Source organism: Shewanella sp., assembly GCF_047975355.1.
In the GTDB taxonomy this organism is placed as follows: Bacteria; Pseudomonadota; Gammaproteobacteria; order Enterobacterales; family Shewanellaceae; genus Shewanella.
Genome location: NZ_JBKEDJ010000017.1, coordinates 13,851 through 34,787 on the forward strand (window position 1 = coordinate 13,851; position 20,937 = coordinate 34,787).

Consider the following 20,937-nt stretch of genomic DNA (forward strand, 5'->3'; position numbering starts at 1 on the left):
CGACAGCGCGGCGACATTCATAATGCAAAATCTGTCCGAACAGGTTAAGTTAATGGCATTCAACCCGTTAAGGTATGCCGTAAAAGGAAAGCGTAATGAATCATAAAGTTCTGCTCATCAATGGCCCCAATTTAAATCTCCTTGGCCGCCGCGAGCCCAGTGTTTACGGTCATCAAACCTTAGCCGATATTGTTGCCCTGTTAACTGAACAAGCGCAGGCAGCGGGCGTACAACTTGAGCATATTCAATCCAATGCCGAATTTGAGCTGATCAACGCTATCCATGCCACCGATGCACAGATGATCATTATCAACCCAGCGGCCTTTACCCACACCAGCGTCGCCCTGCGTGACGCACTGCTTGGGGTGGATATTCCCTTCTTTGAAGTGCATTTATCCAATGTTCACGCCCGCGAGCCCTTCCGCCACCATTCCTATTTGTCCGATAAGGCCATTGGGGTGATTTGTGGTTTCGGCGCCCAAGGTTATGAGTTTGCCCTCGCGGCGGCGATAAAGAGAATGAAGGCATAAACGCGCTTGAGCGTGAGTGCAGGGAGTCACAAGAGATGGCCGTTGACCTTCGAAAAATCAAAAAACTGATTGAATTAGTGCAGGAATCTGGGATTGCAGAGCTGGCTATTACCGAAGGGGAAGAGTCGATTCGTATCACCCGGTACAGCCCGCACACCGCAAGCGCACTTGAGGGCGCGCACAATCCTGTGCCCTCTCCTGCACTGACGCCAAAGCCAGCGAAATCCCGTAAGGCCCCGCCTGTGATTGAAGGCTTTGTACAGGTTTCTCCTATGGTCGGTACCTTCCATGTATCACAAGCTCAAGCCGAGGCGCCGCTGGTGCGAGTCGGCCAAAAAGTGACTCGCGGCGACACACTTTGCATTATCGAAGCCATGCGGATGCAAAATCCCATTGAGGCCGAGCGTGACGGCATAGTCGGTGCCATTTGGGTGAAAGAGGGAGAAGAAGTCGCCTTCGACCAGCCCTTATTTACCCTGATCGAAGCTGAGACTTCAACATAGAATTAAGAGGTAAAAATGATACTGATAACTGGCGCAAGCAGTGGCTTAGGCGCGGCATTAGCCGCCCTTTATGCCAAGGATAACCAAGCACTTACGCTTACCGGACGCGATGCCAACCGCCTGCACACTGTGGCCAATGCCCTCAGTCCATTTTCGAACCAAAGCATTAGCGCCATCAGTGCCGATTTAGCGGACGAAGCGAGTGTCGAAGCGCTATTCGATGGCCTCACCGATGCTCCCGACACTGTTATCCACTGCGCTGGCAGTGGTTACTTTGGCGCGCTTGAAACCCAAGGTGCGAATGAGATCCGAGCGCTGCTGAATAACAATGTTACCTCGACGATTCTGCTAGTGCGCGAGCTGGTGAAACGCTACAAGCAGCAAGCGGTAAAAGTAGTGCTCGTCATGTCCACCGCCGCCCTTGCGGCCAAAGCGGGTGAATCGACCTATTGCGCCGCAAAATGGGCGGTGCGGGGCTTTATCGAATCGGTACGTTTGGAGCTCAAGCAGAGTCCGATGAAGTTGATTGCCGTTTATCCCGGCGGTATGGATACCGGCTTTTGGCCAAGTAGCGGTAAGACGCTCGATACTTCCAGCTTTATGTCAGCCGATGAGGCCGCAGGCATGCTAAAACAAGCGCTGCTCGCCACTGAACATGGTTATATCGCCGATATAACCATTCAAAGAGGTTAAAAGAATAACGATAGGCGGCGCAGAGATGGATCTGCGCCGTAATTGTTGGCTTAATCAATACAGTTTGCAGTGCAAAGATTATCAGCGCGGCGACTCTCCCTATGGGTTAACCACCACATAACTAATCCACCTAAAGATAACAGCGCTGCGGCATAACCCGTTGCGGCGATACCTTGACCGGATAAAATCACTAAACTCCCCACCCAAGGGCCAATCGCATTGGCAAGATTAAAGGCGCATTGCACTAAGGCACCCGTCATGGCCTGCCCATCGGGAGCCACATCCATTAATCGCGCCTGCACTATGGTTGCCAGACCAATCCCCGATCCCACAAAGAACACAATCGGCATCAATGCCCAGTAAGATCCCGTTAAACTCGGATATAGCGCCAGCACTAAGGTACTTAATACCAGTGACCAAAATGCCGCCACCAGCGCCGACTTATCCGCCGCCCAGCCACAGACTAAAGTGCCTAAGGTGGCGCCAATGCCAAAGACCGCCATCATCACCGGGATTTTAAAGGACTCGACCTGGGTGACTTGGATCAGCGTCTCGGCCAGATAGGTATACACACAGAAAATTCCGCCAAAGCCGATAGCTGCAATGCCGAGGGTGAGCCAAACTTCACGGTTTTTCAGGGTTTGCAGCTCTTTTTTCGGGCTGGCATTTTGCGGCACGGCAACATTCGGCGCGAGAAAATACAGCATAACCGCAGTAACGGCGGCAATTATCGCCACTATGCCAATGCCAGAGCGCCAACCTACCGTTTGCCCCATCCAAGTGGCAAAGGGTACACCAACGATAGTGGCTAAGGTTAAGCCGATAATCACCCGAGAAACCGCCCGCGCCTTCATCTCCGGGGGCACTAAGGACGCCGCCAGTAACATAGCCACCCCAAAGTAAGCTCCATGGGGCAAGCCACTTAAAAAGCGGAAAAAGACTAACCAATTCAAACTGGGCGCAAGGGCGCTTAAGCCATTGGCAACCGCCATCATGGCGGCCAAGGCGATTAACAGCGTGCGCCGCTTAATCCTCACCCCCAACACCATAATAATGGGCGACCCCACCACTACCCCAAGGGCATAGGCGCTGATGGCATAGCTAACATGGGCGACATCGACACTTAAATCGCTAGCGATATAAGGCACTAAGGTCATGGCGGCAAATTCTGTGGTGCCGAGGGCAAAGGTGCCTAATGCCAAGGCGAGTAACACCCAAAGCGCGCGACTTTGAGCTTGAGGGTGGGGTTGAACTGCTTGCAAACGATTTCTCCGCGATTCTATAAAACGACAACTGGCTAAGAAAAAACTGGAGCCCACTCGGGGCTCCAGTTGTTAACGCTTCGGTAAAAACGAACTATTTAACTAACTGTTCTTGATAGGTTTGGCTATTCCAGTCAAAGGCATACAGCGTGCCTTGCCACTCATATAAGGTACGACCATCCTGTTGCACTATTCTGGCATTGCTCGGCAGACTCGACACACTTCGCGCCGCCCGTGCACGGGGAACTGCTAGCGTTTGCTCCGTCGCCGAGGCAGTGGATGGTCTCGCCGTCGAAGCCGCCGATATCACAGTCGCACTATTCGATGGCATATTCGACACCATACGGCCTTCGCTCGGGGAATATTGCATGCTGGTGGTAACCCGCACTGTCGGCGAAACTGCCACAGGTTCATCGTCATAAGCCATAGGAATCGACAAACCTATGCCCGAATAAGGTGAATTCCAATAGCGCCCGCTATTCCAGCCCCAGTCGTTCCAACCGTTATTATTCCAACCATAGCCTAGATTCCAGCCCGAGCCCCAGCCCGTCGCTAAGCCAACGCCTAGACCCAATCCCCAAGGATAATAAGGACGGTAATAGGGGCGATAGTGGCGGTGGCTATCACCATGTTTATGGTGATTATTATAATGATTGTCGTGGCGGCCATGACTCTCGCTATGGCGATCCCGTGCCGCGGCCAGATTCGGCACTGCTAAGGTGCAAATCAGTAAGGCGCCCAGTAAAGACAAGGCGAAGCCTGTTTTATGCCAAGACTCAGCCGGCTTATTTAAGCAAACTGATTGAAGTTGAAGGCATTTATCTTTAACAAGGAACGGAGAGAGTGTCATATAAACCTCGAAATACCAGGCACTGGTCAAATAAACATCGACCTAGGACAAGCATTTTACGCTTCCAAAGCTGGAAGATCACTGAATAGGTTAACCCTAAAACAGAAAAATGCTATAGTGCGCGCCACACGGATTTCCACTGCAGAGGCTATTTCCACATGAGTTTTAAGGATTTACGCAGCTTTATTGATCATCTGGAAGCCAATGGCGAACTCAAACGCATTAGCTACCCCGTTGATCCTCATTTAGAAATGACAGAGATCGCCGATCGCGTTCTACGCGCCAAAGGCCCTGCACTCCTATTCGAAAATCCAACGAATCATTCAATGCCAGTGCTGGCCAACCTCTTTGGTACCCCAAAACGCGTCGCCATGGCGCTGGGTAAAGAAGATCCACTCGCGCTGCGCGATGTGGGTGAACTGCTGGCGTTTTTAAAAGAACCCGAGCCACCACGCGGCTTTAAAGACGCGATTTCAAAAATCCCCATGTTCAAGCAAGCCTTGAATATGCCGCCTAAGACTGTGCGCAATCCTGCCTGTCAACAAGTGGTCAAGACTGGCGATGAAGTCGACTTAACCCAGCTACCCATCCAGCATTGCTGGCCGGGCGATGTCGCGCCGCTGGTCACTTGGGGCTTAACCATCACCAAAGGGCCGCGTAAGAGTCGCCAAAACCTTGGTATCTATCGCCAGCAGTTGCTCGGCAAAAATAAGCTCATTATGCGCTGGCTGTCCCACCGTGGTGGCGCCCTCGACTTTGCCGATTTTAAAGAGCAATTCCCCGGCGAGCGTTACCCTGTTGTCGTGGCTTTAGGTTCAGATCCTGTGACCATTTTAGGCGCTGTTACCCCTGTGCCCGATGCCATGAGCGAATACGCCTTCGCAGGACTGCTGCGCGGTGAGCGCACCGAAGTATGCAAAGCCTTAAGCTGTGATTTAGAGGTACCCGCCAGCAGCGAGATCATCCTCGAAGGTTATATCGACCCAGAGGAAATGGCCGAAGAAGGCCCCTACGGCGACCACACGGGTTACTACAACGAGACGGATAAATTCCCTGTCTTTACCGTGACCCATATTACCCACCGTAAGGATCCGATTTTCCACAGCACATACACCGGCCGTCCACCGGATGAACCCGCCATGTTAGGTGTGGCACTTAACGAAGTATTCGTGCCGATTCTGCGCAAGCAATATCCTGAAATTATTGATTTTTATCTGCCACCCGAAGGTTGTTCTTATCGGATGGCGGTGATCTCCATTCGTAAACAATATCCAGGCCATGCTAAACGGGTGATGATGGGCGCTTGGTCCTTCCTGCGTCAGTTTATGTATACCAAGTTTATTGTGGTGGTCGATGACGATGTGAATTGCCGCGACTGGAACGATGTGATTTGGGCTATTACCACTCGTATGGATCCTAAACGCGACACAGTCATGATAGATAACACCCCTATCGATTACCTCGACTTTGCTTCTCCTGTGGCGGGCCTCGGCTCCAAAATGGGTCTCGATGCCACTAATAAGTGGGAAGGCGAAACCAACCGTGAATGGGGCACGCCGATAGTGATGGACCCTAAGGTTAAGCAAAAGATCGACTCAATCTGGGATGAGTTAGGCATAGACGACAGCCCAACCCTATAATTCAGCTTAAGCACGAAGTACCCACTTAAGCCAAGAGAATAGGCCGCTAACGGCCCTAATGTGACACCTAACGACAATAGACAAGAAAGGTGCAAAGGAAGTTTGATGAAAACCATACGTTGCAAGATAGAGAAAGTAACCCCCTTTAACGACGCCGTGTATCAGGTGTGGTTAAAGCCCGAAACCCCCTTTGAGTTTCAAGCGGGACAATACCTATGTGTTGTGATGGGTGAAAAAGACAAACGTCCCTTCTCTATCGCGTCCGCCCCTAATGCCGAAGTCATTGAACTTCATATTGGCGCGGCCGTCAGCGAAAGCTATCCAATGCAAGTGGTTGAAAGATTGCGTAATAGCACGCATATCGATATCGAAGCACCCGGTGGCGAAGCCCATTTACGCCACGACAGCATTCGCCCACGTTTATTGATCGCAGGTGGCACAGGCTTCTCTTACATCAAGAGTATTGTCGAGCAACAAATCGCCCTCGGCCAACAGGTTGAAACTACCCTGTATTGGGGTTGCCGCACCCAAGATGCCATGTACTACGAAAGCATCGCCCGCCAATGGCACGACGCCCACCCCTGGCTGCACTTTGTGCCCGTGGTGGAAGAAGCTCCAGCCAACTGGCAGGGTAAAACCGCCAATCTGCTCGCCCAAATCAAGCAAGATTTCATTAGCCTCAATGGCTATGACATCTATATCGCAGGTCGTTTCGATATGGTCGGCGCCGCCCGCGAAATCTTCCGCGAAATGGGTGTCGATGAAGCCCATCTCTACGGCGATGCCTTCGCGTTTATCAAATAACGCGTTGATTTGTAGCTTGGCTGACCAACCTTTGCCAACCTAGATTCAAAACAATAACCCCCAGTTTTTACTGGGGTTTTGTTTTTAAGGGCGATTTGATTAAGTGTAAGGATTAAGCACTGTCATTCCAGTGACACGCAGCGAGTACATCCATGTATGCTCGACGGCGGCATCCATGCCGCCAACGGTCACTTTCATACCAATGCTTAATCTCTCAAGCCCAACGAAATCTTAAACTCTTCAGTTAAATCAGATATCTAAAGGGTTTCACTAAGGAAAAAAGATGATGTGACTGCCTCTGCTTACAACTTTTCAATTCCATTAAATGAAGCGGCTAATTGTTGGAGCTCACCAGTTTCATGAAGCCACAAATACACAGTGTCCAAAAACCGGCCTGATTCTTTGATAAAAACCATTTGGTCGCCTAACCCATTGCCCGCAATCGCGACCACATTATCGGGGAAATGGTGAAACCCTTTGCACGACTGAGTTTCATAAAGGATATGATTGCAAGTACGGGAAATTCGTTTTCTATCGGAAGTATCTTTAATCGGATACAACTCCCAATCATCTTCTGCTGTAGCGGCTTCGCCACCATTATCTAATTTCATCGCTTCACGGTACTCTCGAGGCAGTGTCGCCCCCAACTCTTGTTCCGTTAGCGCTAACTGTTCTTCCGATAAATCAAAAGGCACCAGTATCTCCTTAGCTATCTCACTATCCTGAAATCGATCTCTCAAGTAAAAACAATAACCTAATGCAAGGGATTTGGCTTTCATTAAAATCAAAATAAAAATCGTGAGGATAGCAACTTCTAAAACCTTATTGTTGGTAATTGCTCATCTAAAAATTATTCAAGTCGTATCTTTTTCCGAGCACAATACTTGTTCTTATTACTTGAGCGAGAATGGGTGACTTTTTAACTGAATTTATTTACCTAAACTCAAAAGGGGGAAAAGTCATTATTTGACCGAACGGCAATTTACTTTTGGATATCATAGGAATGAGGATTTAAAGGAGAATTTACCAGTCCAGCTCACTAAAACTATCAGGCTACTGTCATAACAAATTCAGCTTCGAGATTATGTAAGAGCTCAAAAGTGTTTATGCAATTAACACCAAAAATTTTGCAAATGTTAGGAATTAACACCTTCTTTCTAATGGAATTATTGAATACCTCATGTGTCACGATTGTAGCGCCTGTCACCATAGCTTTTGCTATAAGCCAAGGATCAGCACCAGAAAGAAACTCTTCTTTAGCACCAGGCCGCATACTTTCTAGTGCCATCACACAGTCAACTACAACTCCGAAGGCCGCTTGTGTCTGTGCATCATCCTGAGCATAAAAAATTCTGCAGTGCTCTTTTACCCATTCAGCTAATTCATCATTCCCTCTGACCAGTTCGTCTTTCACAAACTCGATACTAGCAACTCCATGCAGTACATTTGACGATAGAATCCATTCCCAATAGCCAGGGCAAATGGTCATGGAGTAATAACGATTTTTGGCTTCAATAAAGGTATTGGAGTCTAGCAAATACTTCATAACAATATAGCACTCGCATAGTTTTTAAGTTTGTTAGGCTTGATACCGAGTAAACTACCAGCATCTCTCAATAACATTCGACCACTAAGAGCCTCTGAAAGCACGGCATGAGAAAATAACCGACTATTTTTGGCTGCTGCATTAATATTAAAATTACCGCTGCCACCATCTTTTTCGCGAAACGCTTCTAACTCATTATTATAAAAATTCCAATAATCATCTTTAGAAATAACACCTAAGTCGTACGCCTTTCTTGCTACAACAAGTTTACTTACATGCAAACGATAACTTATATTAGCAAGATTCGTCATCAAACTATTTTCTTCATCCCATAGTGCAAAAAAAGTAGCCTTAGGTACAAGAAATTCACCAGCCACCGCATTACAAAATACCTCTTGTTTAGAACCGTGACTCTCAACATTAGATATTCCACTTTCACCTATCCACAAGTGAGCTAACTCATGAACTAACGTAAATAAGCGAGCGGTCGGAGCATCAGAACTATTAATAAAAATAACTGGAGCCAACTTGTCTGAAATTGCAAACCCTCTAAACTCTGATACCTGAAGTTTTCTATGTGTATTATTGCCAACGATCCCTGCTCGCATTACTAGGATCCGAGCAGTTTCTGCTCCTCTAATAATATCACGCATGTAGCTCTCCCAATCACCTTTGGTGGGTATTGGGACTTTAATAGTTTCTCTAATATCGTTCGCAACATCTTCAACTGAATCTTGAATGCTATAACTACCTATAAAGCTCAAGGGTTCTTCATTCTGAGATATTAAATAATCTTTGAACCACTCTTGCTTTATTAGCACTTGCTTTATCACATCTTTCATTTCCAAAGATGGTTCTTCTATGTGCTTATTCCCGATAGTACGTAAATCTGGAATTGGTAATGTATCTTTGGGAGGTACAGATAAGAACAAATACCCAAAAGGAATATGGGTAATCGCAGCAATTTTTTGTGCCTGCTTGAAAGTTGGTTTTTCCACTCCAGACTCCCATAATTCAAGCTTCTCTGGTTTGCTTAATCCCATTTTTTGAGTGAAAGCAAATGCACTCAGGCCAGCACGCTCTCGGGCCCAAGTTAAGATTGCTGGATTGATTAAAGCCTGCGTTACCATTATTCGTATTTTCTAATTTATATTACAAAGACTATAGATTACATATGCTAGCTTATTAATCAAAGTTTTTTCCAGTATTTTTAATAACCATATAAATAATTTAAATCAATCACTTATGTAACATCTAGGTTATGTCTATTTTAAGGTGAGCCACAATAGTCTGGATAATTAACATTTCAGAGTCACAACTAACACCAATACATCAGAAGTTCACCTCCCCTGCGAAGTTGCTGAAGGGCGTTGAAGAAAATCGCGTAACGCAGACAGGATGTCTGCGTAGCTTTCGGGGGGAAGGGATGCCCCATCGGAAGCGTTAGCGATTTTCGAATAAGCACGAAGCCACTAACCAATGCATCTAACTTCGCTAGGGACGCCGGGGGATTTCCAAAAGGGGAACAGGCGCTTTTCCCCTTTTGGTCGGGTGTGGGGTGAAGCCCCACGACTTTGACTTTGATTTAAAAGCTAGAAATTACAACCAACCCACGATGAACAGTAAAAACTCAAACGAAGTTTGAGTACCACCTACACTTGTGGTCTATGCAAATCAAACCTTTGCTCTTCGGATATCCCATAGTAGGCGGATGGGCCGCCGGCGCGCAGCACAGGTTCGGCGAGGGCGGTTTGATACACTCCTTCACTATTGAGTAAATGCTTGACGATATGCACGGCGACGACCTCACCTAAGACAAGCCAAGTATCAATCTTGTCCCCATTGGCGGCAGTTAATTGAATACATTGAGAAAGCTTACATTCAAAGTTCACTGGGCTTTCGGCCACCAGCTCGGCTTGGACGATAGTGCCCGCCTTAGGGGTGAGTCCGGCAAAGGCAAACTCATCCTCCCCTCGGGGCAAGATGGCGGAAGTTTGATTCATTTTCTCGGCAAGGCTGCGGGTGGTAAGGTTCCAGACAAACTCGCCGGTGTCGACGATATTGGCGACACTGTCCTTCCAGCCCGTGCTGGCAAAACCGATGATCGGCGGTTTGTAATTGAAACAATTGAAAAAACTATAGGGCGCGAGATTGCGTTGCCCCAGGGCATTGCGCGAGGAGATCCAACCTATGGGTCTGGGAGCGACAATCGCATTTAAGGGGTCGTGCGATAGTCCATGTCCCTTGCTCGGCTCGTAAAAATAGCGTTCTGTAGTCATCTTCTTCCCCTGTCGATTTGTGCCCAATAAAGCTTAGCATTCGCGAATGGGATTCATATTAACCCGTGAACGGTTCGAATAATACTGGATATTAATCCAATAAAAAGAGGGACATGCGTCCCTCTTTTTGACTAGCACTATAAACTAATTAAGCTCGAGGGGCTTTTTTAGTGCGGCGAATAAACGCCATTGAAAGCAAGCTTAATAAGCTCCAACCTAAGGCACCACCTGAGCTAGACTCGGGCTCAGGCTCGGGTGTCACAGGGGTGACTGGCGTAGGTTCAACACCATCAGACTCCACCGTCAGCATAAAGCTTGTGCTAGCGGCATCAGAGCTGATTTCGTTATCACGTACCGTCACTGTAACGAGTGTGTCGCCATGGAAGTTAGCTTCTGGGATCAGGGTAAAGTTATTACCGTTGATCTCTGCGCTAATGTGCTCACCAGAAACTTCAACCGTATTCGGGACCTTGTTTGCATCAACATAGGACACGCTCAGCCCTTCAAGACGGGTGTTTTCAGCCACGACTTGGTTGGCGATTGGCGCTAACTTGATATTGCCATTCACATTTACCGTATGTACTAAAGTGGTTGGTGTTGCACCTTCAAGATCGTAGTTCAGCTCGAGATCGAGCGTTTTACCTGTCGCTTCGGGTTGTACTGCCACTTTAAAGCTGACTTCCATACGGCTCTGCTCTGGACCGACATAGTCGTAACACACGACTAAATCGTTTTGCAGTACTTGGTCTAAGTTATCGTAACCTAAGACTTCATACAGGCTGCCATTTTTCGGCCCAACAGCACTTGACCAAGGAGAGTCGAAACCTTCAACAAAAACGGCCCCTTTAGCCACATTTGCACCTAAGTTGTTATAGGCATAGATGATCTCAAACTTGCCTGGACGATCGTCGATTCCACTGCGTAAAATCGCTTCAAAGTCAAACTCTTCACCGGTTTTGGTGTCTGTCACATTATCAAACTCTAAGAACAGCAGATCACCAAGATCTGGGCGATCTTCAGAGTATTGGCTCGCAATAGTCAGACCCCAAGGGTCGGTTGGATTACGACGGTACTTGCTAGTGAAAGTCCCACGCCAGAATGGTGCTAACGCTTCGTTCAGGAACCCTGGGCCACGATGCATAGACATGTACCAGTAGCCAGTGTTGAACTGCAACGCTCCCACGGTGTGCATGCGCATGTAACCCGCGTTAGGTTGATTGTAAACCTCAAACTTAGCGCCTTCTTTATAGAACAACCAATCGATAGGCACATCAAATGCGTTGTTAAAGTCACCTACAAGCCAATCTGCGTTAGGCTGGATTCTGAACTCACCGAATAAATCGATATAGCCACCTTTCGAGTATTCATCGATGATTGGGGTATGACACATCTTATCGGTTAAGTTAGTGCTGACCTTGTACTCACGTTGAACATCACGGGTCGATAACTGCAGTCCGCTGAGCGTTAAATTATGCTCATCGACCACAACGGCCTTAGTAACATCGTCGTTATTGGTCTTGACTGTCCCAGTCGCTATACGCATACCTTCGGGTAGCTTGACCTCAAACTTATAGTTACGATCCTGTGTCTCTAAGTTAGGCGCAATATTGAGCTTAACATCGATGACATCCATGCTACGGGCTTTATCTTGGCTTACAAACCAGGTAACCGCATCGTCTGCACGACGAATATCCAAGGCGGTAAAGCCTAAGGTGCCTTCGGCGCCTGGCATATTGCCTAAGTCAAAACCACCATAGTAGATATCGCCCGCTTTGGTTTCTGGAATATTCCAGTTCAGACCAATCTCATAGTTACCATTACCATCGTGTGAGGCAGGGCCTGAAATACTCAGATAACCTTTATCATCGTTTTCCATGACGAGGGCGTAATTGGTTTCAACCGCGACATCACCCTGACCTTGACCATAGGCCATGGCGGTTGCAATCCAGTAAGTGCCTGCTGCTGGGCTTTCGATGCTACAGTAGTTGTGCTCAGATTGGCTGCTTGAAATACACACTAACTCATCGGTGTATTCGGCTTTAATCTCAGTTGAAGTCGGGTTTTCACCTTCAGGCATAAAGGTGTTATTACCGTTTTCATCACGACCCACCATAATGAATGGGTGCAACTGAGTATAACGAGGGTTTAGGTCCTCCAGCGTAGAAACACGCGCTGCCTTTTGCACTTCAACCACTAAGCGTTTAGTCCCTTCAGGAACAGTCAGCGGACGAATATCCCAGCCTTTTTCAATATCAGCTTTTCTTAAAAAAGGGCCGACCGCGGTTAAGGTACTAGAAGACATCTCTGGCTTCACTGGGCCATAGAAGCGCGGCGTCAGCTGGCTATATGAATCAGTGTTAACCGTAATAGATTCAGTACCTTGGTCACGACTAATCTCAAAGCGATGTGACACAGGCAACTGATCGGCAACACTCGCCACAACCACAGGCATGTGGACTTCAGGAGAGTTACCATTCACTTCTTTCAGCAATACTTGACCGTTAAAGAATGTGTCCTTATTGAGAACGGCATCCCATGGTGCTGTGCCATCTTCAGGCTCAACTTTCATCTCGATCAGGTTTGGCGTTGTAGCAGTGATAATAATGCTTTGCGACTCACCCGCTTTTAGGCTGAATTCCGCAGGCGATACCGAAACCTCAAAACCTTCTTCCTTGCCGATGCCTTCGACTGTCCAAGTACCATCACGGGTAGCCTTAACGGTACGCATCCAGCTACAGGTTTTCTCGCACTCCATTTCAACCATCGAAGGTAAGTTCAACCAGTTAACTACACCGCCATTGGTAGGATCGGCATTACGGTAGTTTTCGATGGTTTCATCCATCACTAATCCCGTATCCGCTGCACGCGCCACGTTAATCGCGCCCGCACCCGCCATAAAGTTGTAGAAAGGTTCAACCAACTCATAACCAGTATTTAATACTACTGGGCCTGCGGTGAGCATGAGTGCTGACTGGATTTCTGCTGGCGTCCAATCGGGATGCAACTGAGTTAACAGCGTCATCGCACCCGTCACATGCGGCGCGGCCATTGAGGTACCGCTCATAAAGGTCCAGTCAGATGCGGTAGGATTATTGGTAAAAGGCTGATCGTCGGCGTTGGCCGCGTAGATATCCACACCCGGTGCAGTTAAATCAGGCACTAAGGTGTTGTTAGTCCGACTTGGCCCTAACGAACTGAAGGTGGCGAGGTTATTACCCGCAGTAGCATCGAAACTATACTCGTTAGTAAAGTCGGTAATAGTTGCACGCGCAGCCCCCGGATTACGGTTAACCCAGTTACGGATTTTGAAGCGATCGGCATACTTCACCTGGATCCCCGGGATCACATACATATCCGCTTCGAGGTTATCTACTGAAGAGCTCATATTTTGCAGGATCACGCCACCCGCACCACCCGCAGCCACGTTTTTCGCCTTATCAATACGGGCAATATCGCCGCGTTCACAGACGACAATTTGGTCGGACTTGAAGGTTCCCGCAGGGAAAGGCACATTACAGCTGGCCGCTGTGTAGCTGTCTTTGGTGTTTGGATCGGCAAATTTTTCCGCCAGCACCACTTCACCCGTGATAGAACCAGAGAAACTGGTACCTTGGATCGGTGCCGTTGGCGCTCCTGCGCCTTCAAAATTACTAATGCTCTTGATACCAGCCTTCAGTTTACGGTCATGGGTAGTTGCGCCCACTGTCGTAACCCAAGGAGAAGAGTGGTCAGCAGTCCAATAGGCGCCGCTGTTACCCGCTGCTGCAGCAACTGAAATACCCGCTTCACGGGCAGACAGGAAGGCCAGCTCCATTGGATCGGCCCAAGGCAGAGACTCAGCGCCACCGATAGAGAAGTTGATTGCATCTACGCCATCGGCAATCGCATCTTCGAATGCCGATAAAATGGCTGTCTCAGGGCAGCCCGCATAAGGATCGCCACTGCTGCCAGGCCAACATACTTGATATGCAATAATATGAGCACGGGGTGCCACACCACTGGTTTGTGGGAAATTAAACGGCACATCCACACCATCGCTGACTTTATCGCCGGTAAAACCTTGCAGAGGCGTATCTTTAAGCGTGTTACCTGCAACTGTACTTGCTGTGTGTGAACCATGGCCCGCATAGTCCTCAGCGTTTGCAGGACGGATCATGACCGCCTTGCTCGACGTTTGGAACTCAGGCGCAGCATACACATCGGTGATTTCAGGGTAAGAATGCAGACCCACTAACTTGTTGTTACAGAGTTCAGGGAAGGCGCCACAATCGCCGATCGCCTGCCCCTTGTATGGGTTTAAGCGTGCATATTCTTCATCGTCGGCAAAAGCGACATGGTCGGTGTTGATACCGGTATCGATAATACCGACTACCATGCCCTCACCCTTCACCGGCAAACCGCCTTGCGTCGCTGTACCTTGCCACATTTGATCGGCACCAATGAACTCGGGGCCGCGGTCGGTACGCAGTTCAAAAATACGGTTAGGGGAAATACGCTTCACGCCAGGTTGGTGCGACATACGAATCGCATCTTCCTGCGTCATCTCAACGACTAAGGCGTTGCTGGCGATAGTGAATTGCTTGTTGATTTTAAGGTTAACACCCGCCTGACGCACGCGAGAAACAAACTTGTCCTGCTTGCCTAACAAGTAACTCTTATAGGATTGAGCCGCAGCCGTGTTTACGCTGACACGCCCCTTAGCGATGATAGAGCGGTTAACAGGTGCTTTAGTAGCAGCAAAACCTGGAATATCACCCTCGTAGGTCGCAAGGGGTTCGGCATCTAACTGAACGATATAGGTTTGCACACCCTTAGAATTGGCTTCGGGTTGAAAAATCTCTTCGGGGGTACGGGCTTTCTTAATGCGGTTGATTTGTCCTGGCGTGCCGACATAAATATCTCCGCTGAGCTCAGCCTTGCGCTCATTGGTCACTTTTAGTACATCTTCGGCGGTGAATGTAGGCGTATAAAAACTGCTCCCTGCAACCTTCTCCATCCCGGGCTCTGCCAATGCAAACGTGCAAGCACCACTCACATAGAGCGCGGTCAAGCTCGCGATAGCGGTACGTTTGAACTGCTGATTATTCATAGCATTTCCTTCAGAATTATATTGTTATTTTTTTGCGCACAGAGGTGCACGACTAGATATAACAAAATCCTGTAAAAAAATGCGTACCATTATGTAACCTGCAAATAACTAAAACTAAACAACCAGCAACATTTAAACCCTGTGAGAGGGGTGAATTCACAGCGCAGATAATTTTAGAAAAATCATAAAAATATACAGTCATTTCAACTTGTTCAGACTATTCTGCTAGAGTGTTGCAGATTAGGCATGGATAAAGCTCATCAGTCGGGCAAAGGAGTGGATATGAATCCGATAAATGCAGTCTGGAAACGTTGGCTATTAGCCCTAGTGTTAGCCGTCACGGGTTGCGCCAGCGTTGCTCAGGTAGATTTTGATAATCTATATGGTAAAAGCTCGCCACAGACGCGGGCCGACAATCAGCTTCATCTGCGTGAACTCACAGCACAAACAAACACTTATCACTCATCGGTTGAGCCCATCATCAACAGTCGCTGCGTGGTCTGCCATGCCTGTTACGATGCACCCTGCCAACTTAAAATGACCTCCAGTGAAGGCATTGAGCGGGGAGCCAATAAGGAAAAAGTCTATCAGGGTACCCGCTTAGTGGCGGCAACGCCGAATCGGTTATTTGTCGATGCCCTCACCCCTGAGGCGTGGCGCGAACGCGGTTTTTATCCCGTTCTTAATGAGCGCGTTCAAACTCCACAAGCCAATACCCAGGCCTCAGTGTTGGCGCGGATGCTGACGCTAAAACAAGCGCATCCCCTGCCGGAGACTAAGCTACTCGATAAAAGCTTCGACTTTAGCCTCGATCGAGTTCAGCAATGCGCAAGCATTGAGGAAATGGACAAATACGAGCAATACCAACCGCTTGCGGGTATGCCCTACGGCTTGCCTTCGCTCAATCAGCAGGAACATAAGGTATTAATGCAATGGCTCGAACAGGGCGCAGTGTTGCCAACGCCGCCCACCCTCAGCGCCGAATTCAATAACGAAATAGCCCGCTGGGAGCAGTTCTTAAATGCCGACAGCCTTAAGGCGCAACTGAGCGCCCGCTATATTTACGAGCACTTGTTTGCCTTCCACCTGTATTTTGAGTCCTTAACCGCGGCCAATGCCCCTGCGGCTTACTTCGAGTTAGTGCGCTCACGCACGCCGCCGGGCAAACCGATTGATCTTATTGCCAGCCGCCGCCCCTTCGATGATCCGCAGGTATCGCGGGTGTATTACCGCTTTAAGCCCTATCACGCCACGATCGTCGATAAGACCCATATTCCCTACGCCTTAAATAACACTGTGCTGCAAAACTGGCAGCAGTGGTTTATCGATGCCAAGTACCAAGTCAGCTCGCTGCCCAGCTATAAACCGAGCGTGTCGGCCAATCCCTTCGAGGCCTTTATTCAACTGCCCGCAGGCTCGCGCTATCGCTTTATGCTCACCCGCGCCCAAGATACGATTATGGGCTTTATCAAGGGGCCGGTTTGCCGTGGTCAGGTCGCACTCAATGTGATCAACGATAGATTCTGGGTTTACTTTGTCACCCCAGAATATATGGATGACAGCGATTTTACCGACTTCTATCAGGGCCAAATCGAGAACCTACGCATGCCCGCCGAGGAAGAAAGTACCGCCCTTGCAGTGACCTGGGTGAAATACGCCGCCAAACAGGGCGAGTATATGCGGGCCAGAAATCAGTTTTTAAATCAAAAATTTAAAAACGGTCGCCACCTCACCATCGACGGTCTATGGGACGGTGAAGGTAAGAATGATAATGCCAGCCTGACGGTATTTAGGCATTTCGATAATGCCACTGTGGTCAAAGGGTTAGTGGGAGAATCCCCCAAGACGGCTTGGGTGATCGATTATGCCCTACTTGAGCGCATTCACTACCTCTTGGTCGCGGGTTTCGATGTTTATGGCAACTATGGCCACCAACTGCTCACCCGCCTGTATATGGATTTTTTACGCATGGAGGGCGAGTCTAACTTCTTGACCTTGTTGCCCCAAGAGGAAAGGCGTAAGCAGTTTAAAGATTGGTATCAGGATGCGGGCACCCAACTGACCGCCTTTATCGCGGGGGACATTAACACCTTCAATCAGCCCACTGGCGTGCTCTATTATACGGACGATCTTAAGGCCGAACTCTACCAAAAGTTGGCCGCTAAGGTCGGCGAGGTTCAGCCCCAACGTTATCAGATAGCACTCAGTCAGCTACACCCCAACAGCAAGGCGCTTTTGCAGGCTCTGGCGAGAGTCAAAGGCACGCAAGCCACCCTATTGCCCGAGCTGACGATGATTATGATAGAGCCTGAAAAAACGGGTAAATCAGAGATCTTCACCTTAGTGCGTAACAGTGCCCATCGAAATATTTCGAGCCTATTCAATGAGGAAAGCAACCGCGAACCCGCCAAGGACGATGTCACTCTGGTACGCGGGCTATTGGGCAGTTATCCCGAAGCCTTCTGGCATATCAAGGAGCAAGACTTAGCCAAAGTCGTGGCTAAGGTCGAAGGCATGCAAACCGAAAAGGACTATGAAGCGTTATTGGATTTTGTGGCGGTGCGCCGCACCGATCCTCGTTTCTGGGCCTTTAGCGATAAACTCAATCAAGCCTTTTTCGACAGCCATCCGATTGAAAGTGGTTGGCTAGACTACAATCGACTGCAAAATCGCTAATAAAAAGGGAACCCTAGGGTTCCCTTTTTATCGCCTTAAGCTTACCAGATCTTCACGCGATCCTCTGGTGCTAAGTAGAGCTTATCACCGGGCTTCACATCGAACGCAGTGTACCAAGCATCTAAGTTACGCACGGTCAGCGCGCGATACATGCCTGGGGCATGGCCATCGGTCGCCACGCGGGCACGCAGGGCTTCGTCACGCATCTTAGTCTCCCAGGTTTGCGCAAAGCCGATAAAGAAGCGTTGATCGCCAGTAAAGCCATCGATCACTGGCGCAGGTTTACCGTTTAGCGAAGCATGGTAGGCATCGAGCGCGGCCGCTAAACCCGCCACATCGGCAATGTTTTCACCTAAGGTCAGCTTGCCGTTTACATGCAAATCTGGGAATGGCGCATAAGAATCAAACTGTTTCGCCAATGCCTCACCCTGCTTAGCAAACTGAGCAAAGTCCGCTGGTGTCCACCAGTTACGCATAGCGCCAGTCGAGTCGAACGCCGCACCATTGTTATCGAAGCTATGGCTGATCTCATGGCCAATCACAGCGCCAATCGCGCCATAGTTATAGGCGGCATCGGCCTTAGCATCGAAGAATGGCGGCTGCAAAATCCCCGCAGGGAAGTTAAGCGCGTTCTGCACCGGCAGGTTAACCGCGTTAACCACCTGCGGCGTCATCCACCACTCGCCCTTATCCATTGGCATACCGATTTTGGCGAGTTGATGGGCGTATTCCACCTTTTCACCATTGATAGCATTGGCATAGGCATTGGTTGGCGATACGGCATAGGCATCGTAATTGCGCCACTTATCGGGATAACCCACGCCCACGGCGATGGTCGCAACCTTAGCCAAGGCTTCCTTCTTGGTTGAAGGGTCCATCCACTCGAGTTTTTCGACACGCTTGCCAAAGGCAGTGACAATATTATCCACCATAGTGCTGACTTCGGCCTTGGCCGAAGCAGGGAAATAATGCTCGGCGTAGGCGCGGCCCACGGCATCACCAAGGTATTCATCCAAGGCACTCAATGCGCGTTTATCACGGCTGCGCTGCTCAGGTGTACCCGACAGCTTAGTGCCGTTAAAGGCAAAAGAAGCGTTATCAATAGCCGATGGCAGTACATCGGCGTGGCTGTTGATATGGTGGAACACCAACCAGTCTTTCCAAGCATCCAGCGGCTCAGAGGCCACCAGCGCCGACAGACCAGTAATAGCACTGGCGTGGTAGGCGGCAAATCTGTCTTGCTTACCAAGCTGCGCGGCATCTAAGAAGGCCGTCCAGTCGATACCTGGGGCTTTAGCGTCGAAGTCGGCGCGGCTCCACACACCCGATGCCTTAGTGAAATCTTCACTGTCTTCACGGCTGGCGTGGGCGACGGCAATCTTATGTTCGAGGGCAAAAATACGATCGGCACGGGCGGCGGCATCGCTAATGCCCGCATCCGTCAGCAGGGTCTCGATATAGGCACGGTAAGCGGTGCGAAGCTCCACCATCTTAGGATCGTCCGATAGATAATATTCGCGCTCGGGTAAGCCTAAACCGCCTTGCAGCAGGTAAGGCAGCACTTCACCCGGTGTCGCTAGACCTTGAGTCACGAACACCCCGAAGAGGTTTTCGGTGAAAAAGTCGGTGGCATTGAGTGGGTCGACATCGGCACGCAGGTTAGCCCCGAGCGCCGCCGATAAGGCCTGTTTATCCGCTATCGCTTGATAACGGGCCAAGTCGGCTTCCATTGGCTTCATCCCCGCCGCATCGATCGCCGCGGTGTTAGTGTAAGCCTTGTAGTAATCGGCAATGCGCGCATCATCACTGCCAGCGGCATGTTCGGCCTTGACTAAGTCGGCGATCAGGCTTGTCTTATGCTTTTCCGTCTCTTGGAAAGCCACTAAGAAGGCACCCGTGCTCGAGCGATCGGCAGGGATCATCGTCGTTTTCATCCACTCGCCATTGGCGTAGGTATAAAAATCATCGCCGGGCTTCACCGTGGGCGACATGGCCGCGAGGTTAATGCCGATTGGCATGGCAGGTTGGCTAGCAGCAGGCGCTGCGCTGGTTTGTACTTTTGCAGCATTGTCGCTGGCGGCAGCAGCGGTTTCCTTGGTGTTATCACCACAGGCAGTGAGTCCCGTCAGTACTGTCGTCGACAGTAATAAGGCGGGGATCAGGCGGTCCGACATAAAAGACTCCTTCCGTTGTTATTCTTGTATTTTTGGTATTTTGGCTATTTGAATGCTTTCCAGCATGGCGAGGCAGTGTAACTGGCGATATGGTGGGATGTAAAAGAAACTCACACTTTATGATAGAAAGTTAATGCAAACATTTTGAGCCATTCGGTTTATGGCTGTACGGCTTTGTATTCTGCGCCACCTTTCTTTAGAATTGCCGCTGTTATCCCATCAATGGATTTCGCAGTTCTCTTTATCAAACCGATTGATTATATCTAAGGCTTCCCGATGAAACTCACTTGTTTAACTCAACCCATTTATGACCACTTATACCGTGATATCAGTGAGTTTCGCAGCACCTTCGACCTCGCCGTTAACGAGGCTAGCTCCTTGGATGAAAAGGCCGACACGCTACATACTTCACTGATTATTGAAGAATTAACCGAACTTGCCGAAGCCGATAGCCGTATCGAGCAGGCCGATGCCATTGTCGATTCAGTGTATGTATTGATGGGGCGCTTAGTGCATTTAGGCGCGGCCCAAATGAGTGACCGCCTAGAGATCAGCTACCTAATCGACTTGCTGCTGTGTGTGGCTAAAAACCGTGAAATCGACTTTATCGCCTGCTGGGATGAAGTGCATTCGAGCAACATGAGCAAAGTTTGCCGCAATGAGCAGGAACTGACAGAGACTATCGTCTTCTATGCCGAGCAAGGCGTTGAAATCGTTGGCAGCAAAAAGGGCGAGTTTATCATCGCCAAGTGCGCTAAGGATGTGGAAATGGCAGGTAAAGTGGTACGCCAAGGCAAGGTATTAAAGTCGGTGTATTATCGCCCTGCAGATTTAACTCAGTTAGTAAAAGCTTAAACCGCTAGCCTAGGCTGCAGAGTATGTAGCCTAGGC

The 20,937-nt window shown here is 49.2% G+C and carries 15 protein-coding genes; 7 read left to right on the forward strand and 8 right to left on the reverse strand.

All coding sequences use genetic code 11. The annotated features are described in order from the left end of the window. The first annotated feature begins 95 nt into the window (after window positions 1-95). From aroQ to ACK5NH_RS06590, 3 genes are read left to right on the forward strand one after another with little or no spacing between them, the layout of a single operon-like run. Window positions 96-530: a type II 3-dehydroquinate dehydratase gene (gene aroQ / locus ACK5NH_RS06580; RefSeq protein ID WP_416918523.1), complete on the forward strand. Its 435-nt coding sequence runs from the start codon at window positions 96-98 to the stop codon at window positions 528-530. Between the two features lie 35 nt (window positions 531-565). Next, window positions 566-1,033 carry an acetyl-CoA carboxylase biotin carboxyl carrier protein gene (gene accB, locus ACK5NH_RS06585; protein ID WP_416918525.1) on the forward strand — a complete coding sequence of 156 codons (468 nt, stop codon included), beginning with the start codon at window positions 566-568 and terminating at the stop codon, window positions 1,031-1,033. A gap of 15 nt (window positions 1,034-1,048) precedes the next feature. Then, window positions 1,049-1,726 carry an SDR family NAD(P)-dependent oxidoreductase gene (locus ACK5NH_RS06590; protein ID WP_416918527.1) on the forward strand — a complete coding sequence of 226 codons (678 nt, stop codon included), beginning with the start codon at window positions 1,049-1,051 and terminating at the stop codon, window positions 1,724-1,726. A 50-nt stretch (window positions 1,727-1,776) separates the two neighbouring features. Here ACK5NH_RS06590 and ACK5NH_RS06595 read toward each other — a convergent pair whose 3' ends face one another. Together ACK5NH_RS06595 and ACK5NH_RS06600 are read right to left on the reverse strand one after the other, a co-directional pair. Continuing rightward, a complete protein-coding gene (locus ACK5NH_RS06595) occupies window positions 1,777-2,988 on the reverse strand; it encodes an MFS transporter (RefSeq protein WP_416918529.1) in 1,212 nt (403 codons plus the stop codon). 94 nt (window positions 2,989-3,082) lie between these two features. Next, the gene (locus tag ACK5NH_RS06600) at window positions 3,083-3,838 is read right to left on the reverse strand and encodes a hypothetical protein (RefSeq protein ID WP_416918531.1); all 756 of its coding nucleotides are present in this window, start codon (window positions 3,836-3,838) and stop codon (window positions 3,083-3,085) included. A gap of 158 nt (window positions 3,839-3,996) precedes the next feature. Here ACK5NH_RS06600 and ubiD point away from each other — a divergent pair, with 158 nt between their 5' ends. Further along, window positions 3,997-5,478 (forward strand): 4-hydroxy-3-polyprenylbenzoate decarboxylase, encoded by a 1,482-nt coding sequence (gene ubiD, locus ACK5NH_RS06605; protein WP_416918533.1) that lies wholly within the window; start codon window positions 3,997-3,999, stop codon window positions 5,476-5,478. A 105-nt stretch (window positions 5,479-5,583) separates the two neighbouring features. Beyond that, a complete protein-coding gene (gene fre / locus ACK5NH_RS06610; RefSeq protein ID WP_416918535.1) occupies window positions 5,584-6,282 on the forward strand; it encodes an NAD(P)H-flavin reductase in 699 nt (232 codons plus the stop codon). A 302-nt stretch (window positions 6,283-6,584) separates the two neighbouring features. Here the strand turns inward: fre and ACK5NH_RS06615 are convergent, their stop codons facing one another. The 5 genes from ACK5NH_RS06615 to ACK5NH_RS06635 form a co-directional block, all read right to left on the reverse strand. Further along, window positions 6,585-7,061, reverse strand: coding sequence for an SMI1/KNR4 family protein (locus tag ACK5NH_RS06615; RefSeq protein WP_416918537.1), 477 nt, complete (start codon window positions 7,059-7,061; stop codon window positions 6,585-6,587). 269 nt (window positions 7,062-7,330) lie between these two features. Beyond that, window positions 7,331-7,828 (reverse strand): DUF4411 family protein, encoded by a 498-nt coding sequence (locus ACK5NH_RS06620; protein WP_416918539.1) that lies wholly within the window; start codon window positions 7,826-7,828, stop codon window positions 7,331-7,333. After that, window positions 7,825-8,958 (reverse strand): helix-turn-helix domain-containing protein, encoded by a 1,134-nt coding sequence (locus tag ACK5NH_RS06625; protein ID WP_416918541.1) that lies wholly within the window; start codon window positions 8,956-8,958, stop codon window positions 7,825-7,827. The genes ACK5NH_RS06620 and ACK5NH_RS06625 overlap by 4 nt, the downstream gene beginning before the upstream one ends. Before the next feature lie 522 nt (window positions 8,959-9,480). Beyond that, window positions 9,481-10,107 carry a flavin reductase family protein gene (locus tag ACK5NH_RS06630; protein WP_416918543.1) on the reverse strand — a complete coding sequence of 209 codons (627 nt, stop codon included), beginning with the start codon at window positions 10,105-10,107 and terminating at the stop codon, window positions 9,481-9,483. Window positions 10,108-10,255: 148 nt separating this feature from the next. Then, window positions 10,256-15,196, reverse strand: a complete 4,941-nt coding sequence (locus tag ACK5NH_RS06635; protein ID WP_416918545.1) for a S8 family serine peptidase — start codon at window positions 15,194-15,196, stop codon at window positions 10,256-10,258. Window positions 15,197-15,478: 282 nt separating this feature from the next. Here ACK5NH_RS06635 and ACK5NH_RS06640 point away from each other — a divergent pair, with 282 nt between their 5' ends. Further along, window positions 15,479-17,872, forward strand: a complete 2,394-nt coding sequence (locus ACK5NH_RS06640; RefSeq protein WP_416918547.1) for a fatty acid cis/trans isomerase — start codon at window positions 15,479-15,481, stop codon at window positions 17,870-17,872. 41 nt (window positions 17,873-17,913) lie between these two features. Here ACK5NH_RS06640 and ACK5NH_RS06645 read toward each other — a convergent pair whose 3' ends face one another. After that, complete coding sequence (locus ACK5NH_RS06645; protein ID WP_416918549.1) at window positions 17,914-20,046, reverse strand: M13 family metallopeptidase; 2,133 nt, start codon at window positions 20,044-20,046, stop codon at window positions 17,914-17,916. Window positions 20,047-20,322: 276 nt separating this feature from the next. Between ACK5NH_RS06645 and ACK5NH_RS06650 the strand changes: the two genes are divergently transcribed. Next, window positions 20,323-20,901 carry a nucleoside triphosphate pyrophosphohydrolase family protein gene (locus ACK5NH_RS06650; RefSeq protein ID WP_416918551.1) on the forward strand — a complete coding sequence of 193 codons (579 nt, stop codon included), beginning with the start codon at window positions 20,323-20,325 and terminating at the stop codon, window positions 20,899-20,901. Window positions 20,902-20,937 lie beyond the last annotated feature (36 nt).

Coding starts and splice junctions, on each gene's coding strand:
- aroQ (WP_416918523.1), top strand. CDS start 96: ATGAATCATAAAGTTCTGCTCATCAATGGCCCCAATTTAAATCTCCTT.
- accB (WP_416918525.1), top strand. CDS start 566: ATGGCCGTTGACCTTCGAAAAATCAAAAAACTGATTGAATTAGTGCAG.
- ACK5NH_RS06590 (WP_416918527.1), top strand. CDS start 1,049: ATGATACTGATAACTGGCGCAAGCAGTGGCTTAGGCGCGGCATTAGCC.
- ACK5NH_RS06600 (WP_416918531.1), bottom strand. CDS start 3,838: ATGACACTCTCTCCGTTCCTTGTTAAAGATAAATGCCTTCAACTTCAA.
- ubiD (WP_416918533.1), top strand. CDS start 3,997: ATGAGTTTTAAGGATTTACGCAGCTTTATTGATCATCTGGAAGCCAAT.
- fre (WP_416918535.1), top strand. CDS start 5,584: ATGAAAACCATACGTTGCAAGATAGAGAAAGTAACCCCCTTTAACGAC.
- ACK5NH_RS06615 (WP_416918537.1), bottom strand. CDS start 7,061: ATGAAAGCCAAATCCCTTGCATTAGGTTATTGTTTTTACTTGAGAGAT.
- ACK5NH_RS06620 (WP_416918539.1), bottom strand. CDS start 7,828: ATGAAGTATTTGCTAGACTCCAATACCTTTATTGAAGCCAAAAATCGT.
- ACK5NH_RS06625 (WP_416918541.1), bottom strand. CDS start 8,958: ATGGTAACGCAGGCTTTAATCAATCCAGCAATCTTAACTTGGGCCCGA.
- ACK5NH_RS06630 (WP_416918543.1), bottom strand. CDS start 10,107: ATGACTACAGAACGCTATTTTTACGAGCCGAGCAAGGGACATGGACTA.
- ACK5NH_RS06635 (WP_416918545.1), bottom strand. CDS start 15,196: ATGAATAATCAGCAGTTCAAACGTACCGCTATCGCGAGCTTGACCGCG.
- ACK5NH_RS06640 (WP_416918547.1), top strand. CDS start 15,479: ATGAATCCGATAAATGCAGTCTGGAAACGTTGGCTATTAGCCCTAGTG.
- ACK5NH_RS06645 (WP_416918549.1), bottom strand. CDS start 20,046: ATGTCGGACCGCCTGATCCCCGCCTTATTACTGTCGACGACAGTACTG.
- ACK5NH_RS06650 (WP_416918551.1), top strand. CDS start 20,323: ATGAAACTCACTTGTTTAACTCAACCCATTTATGACCACTTATACCGT.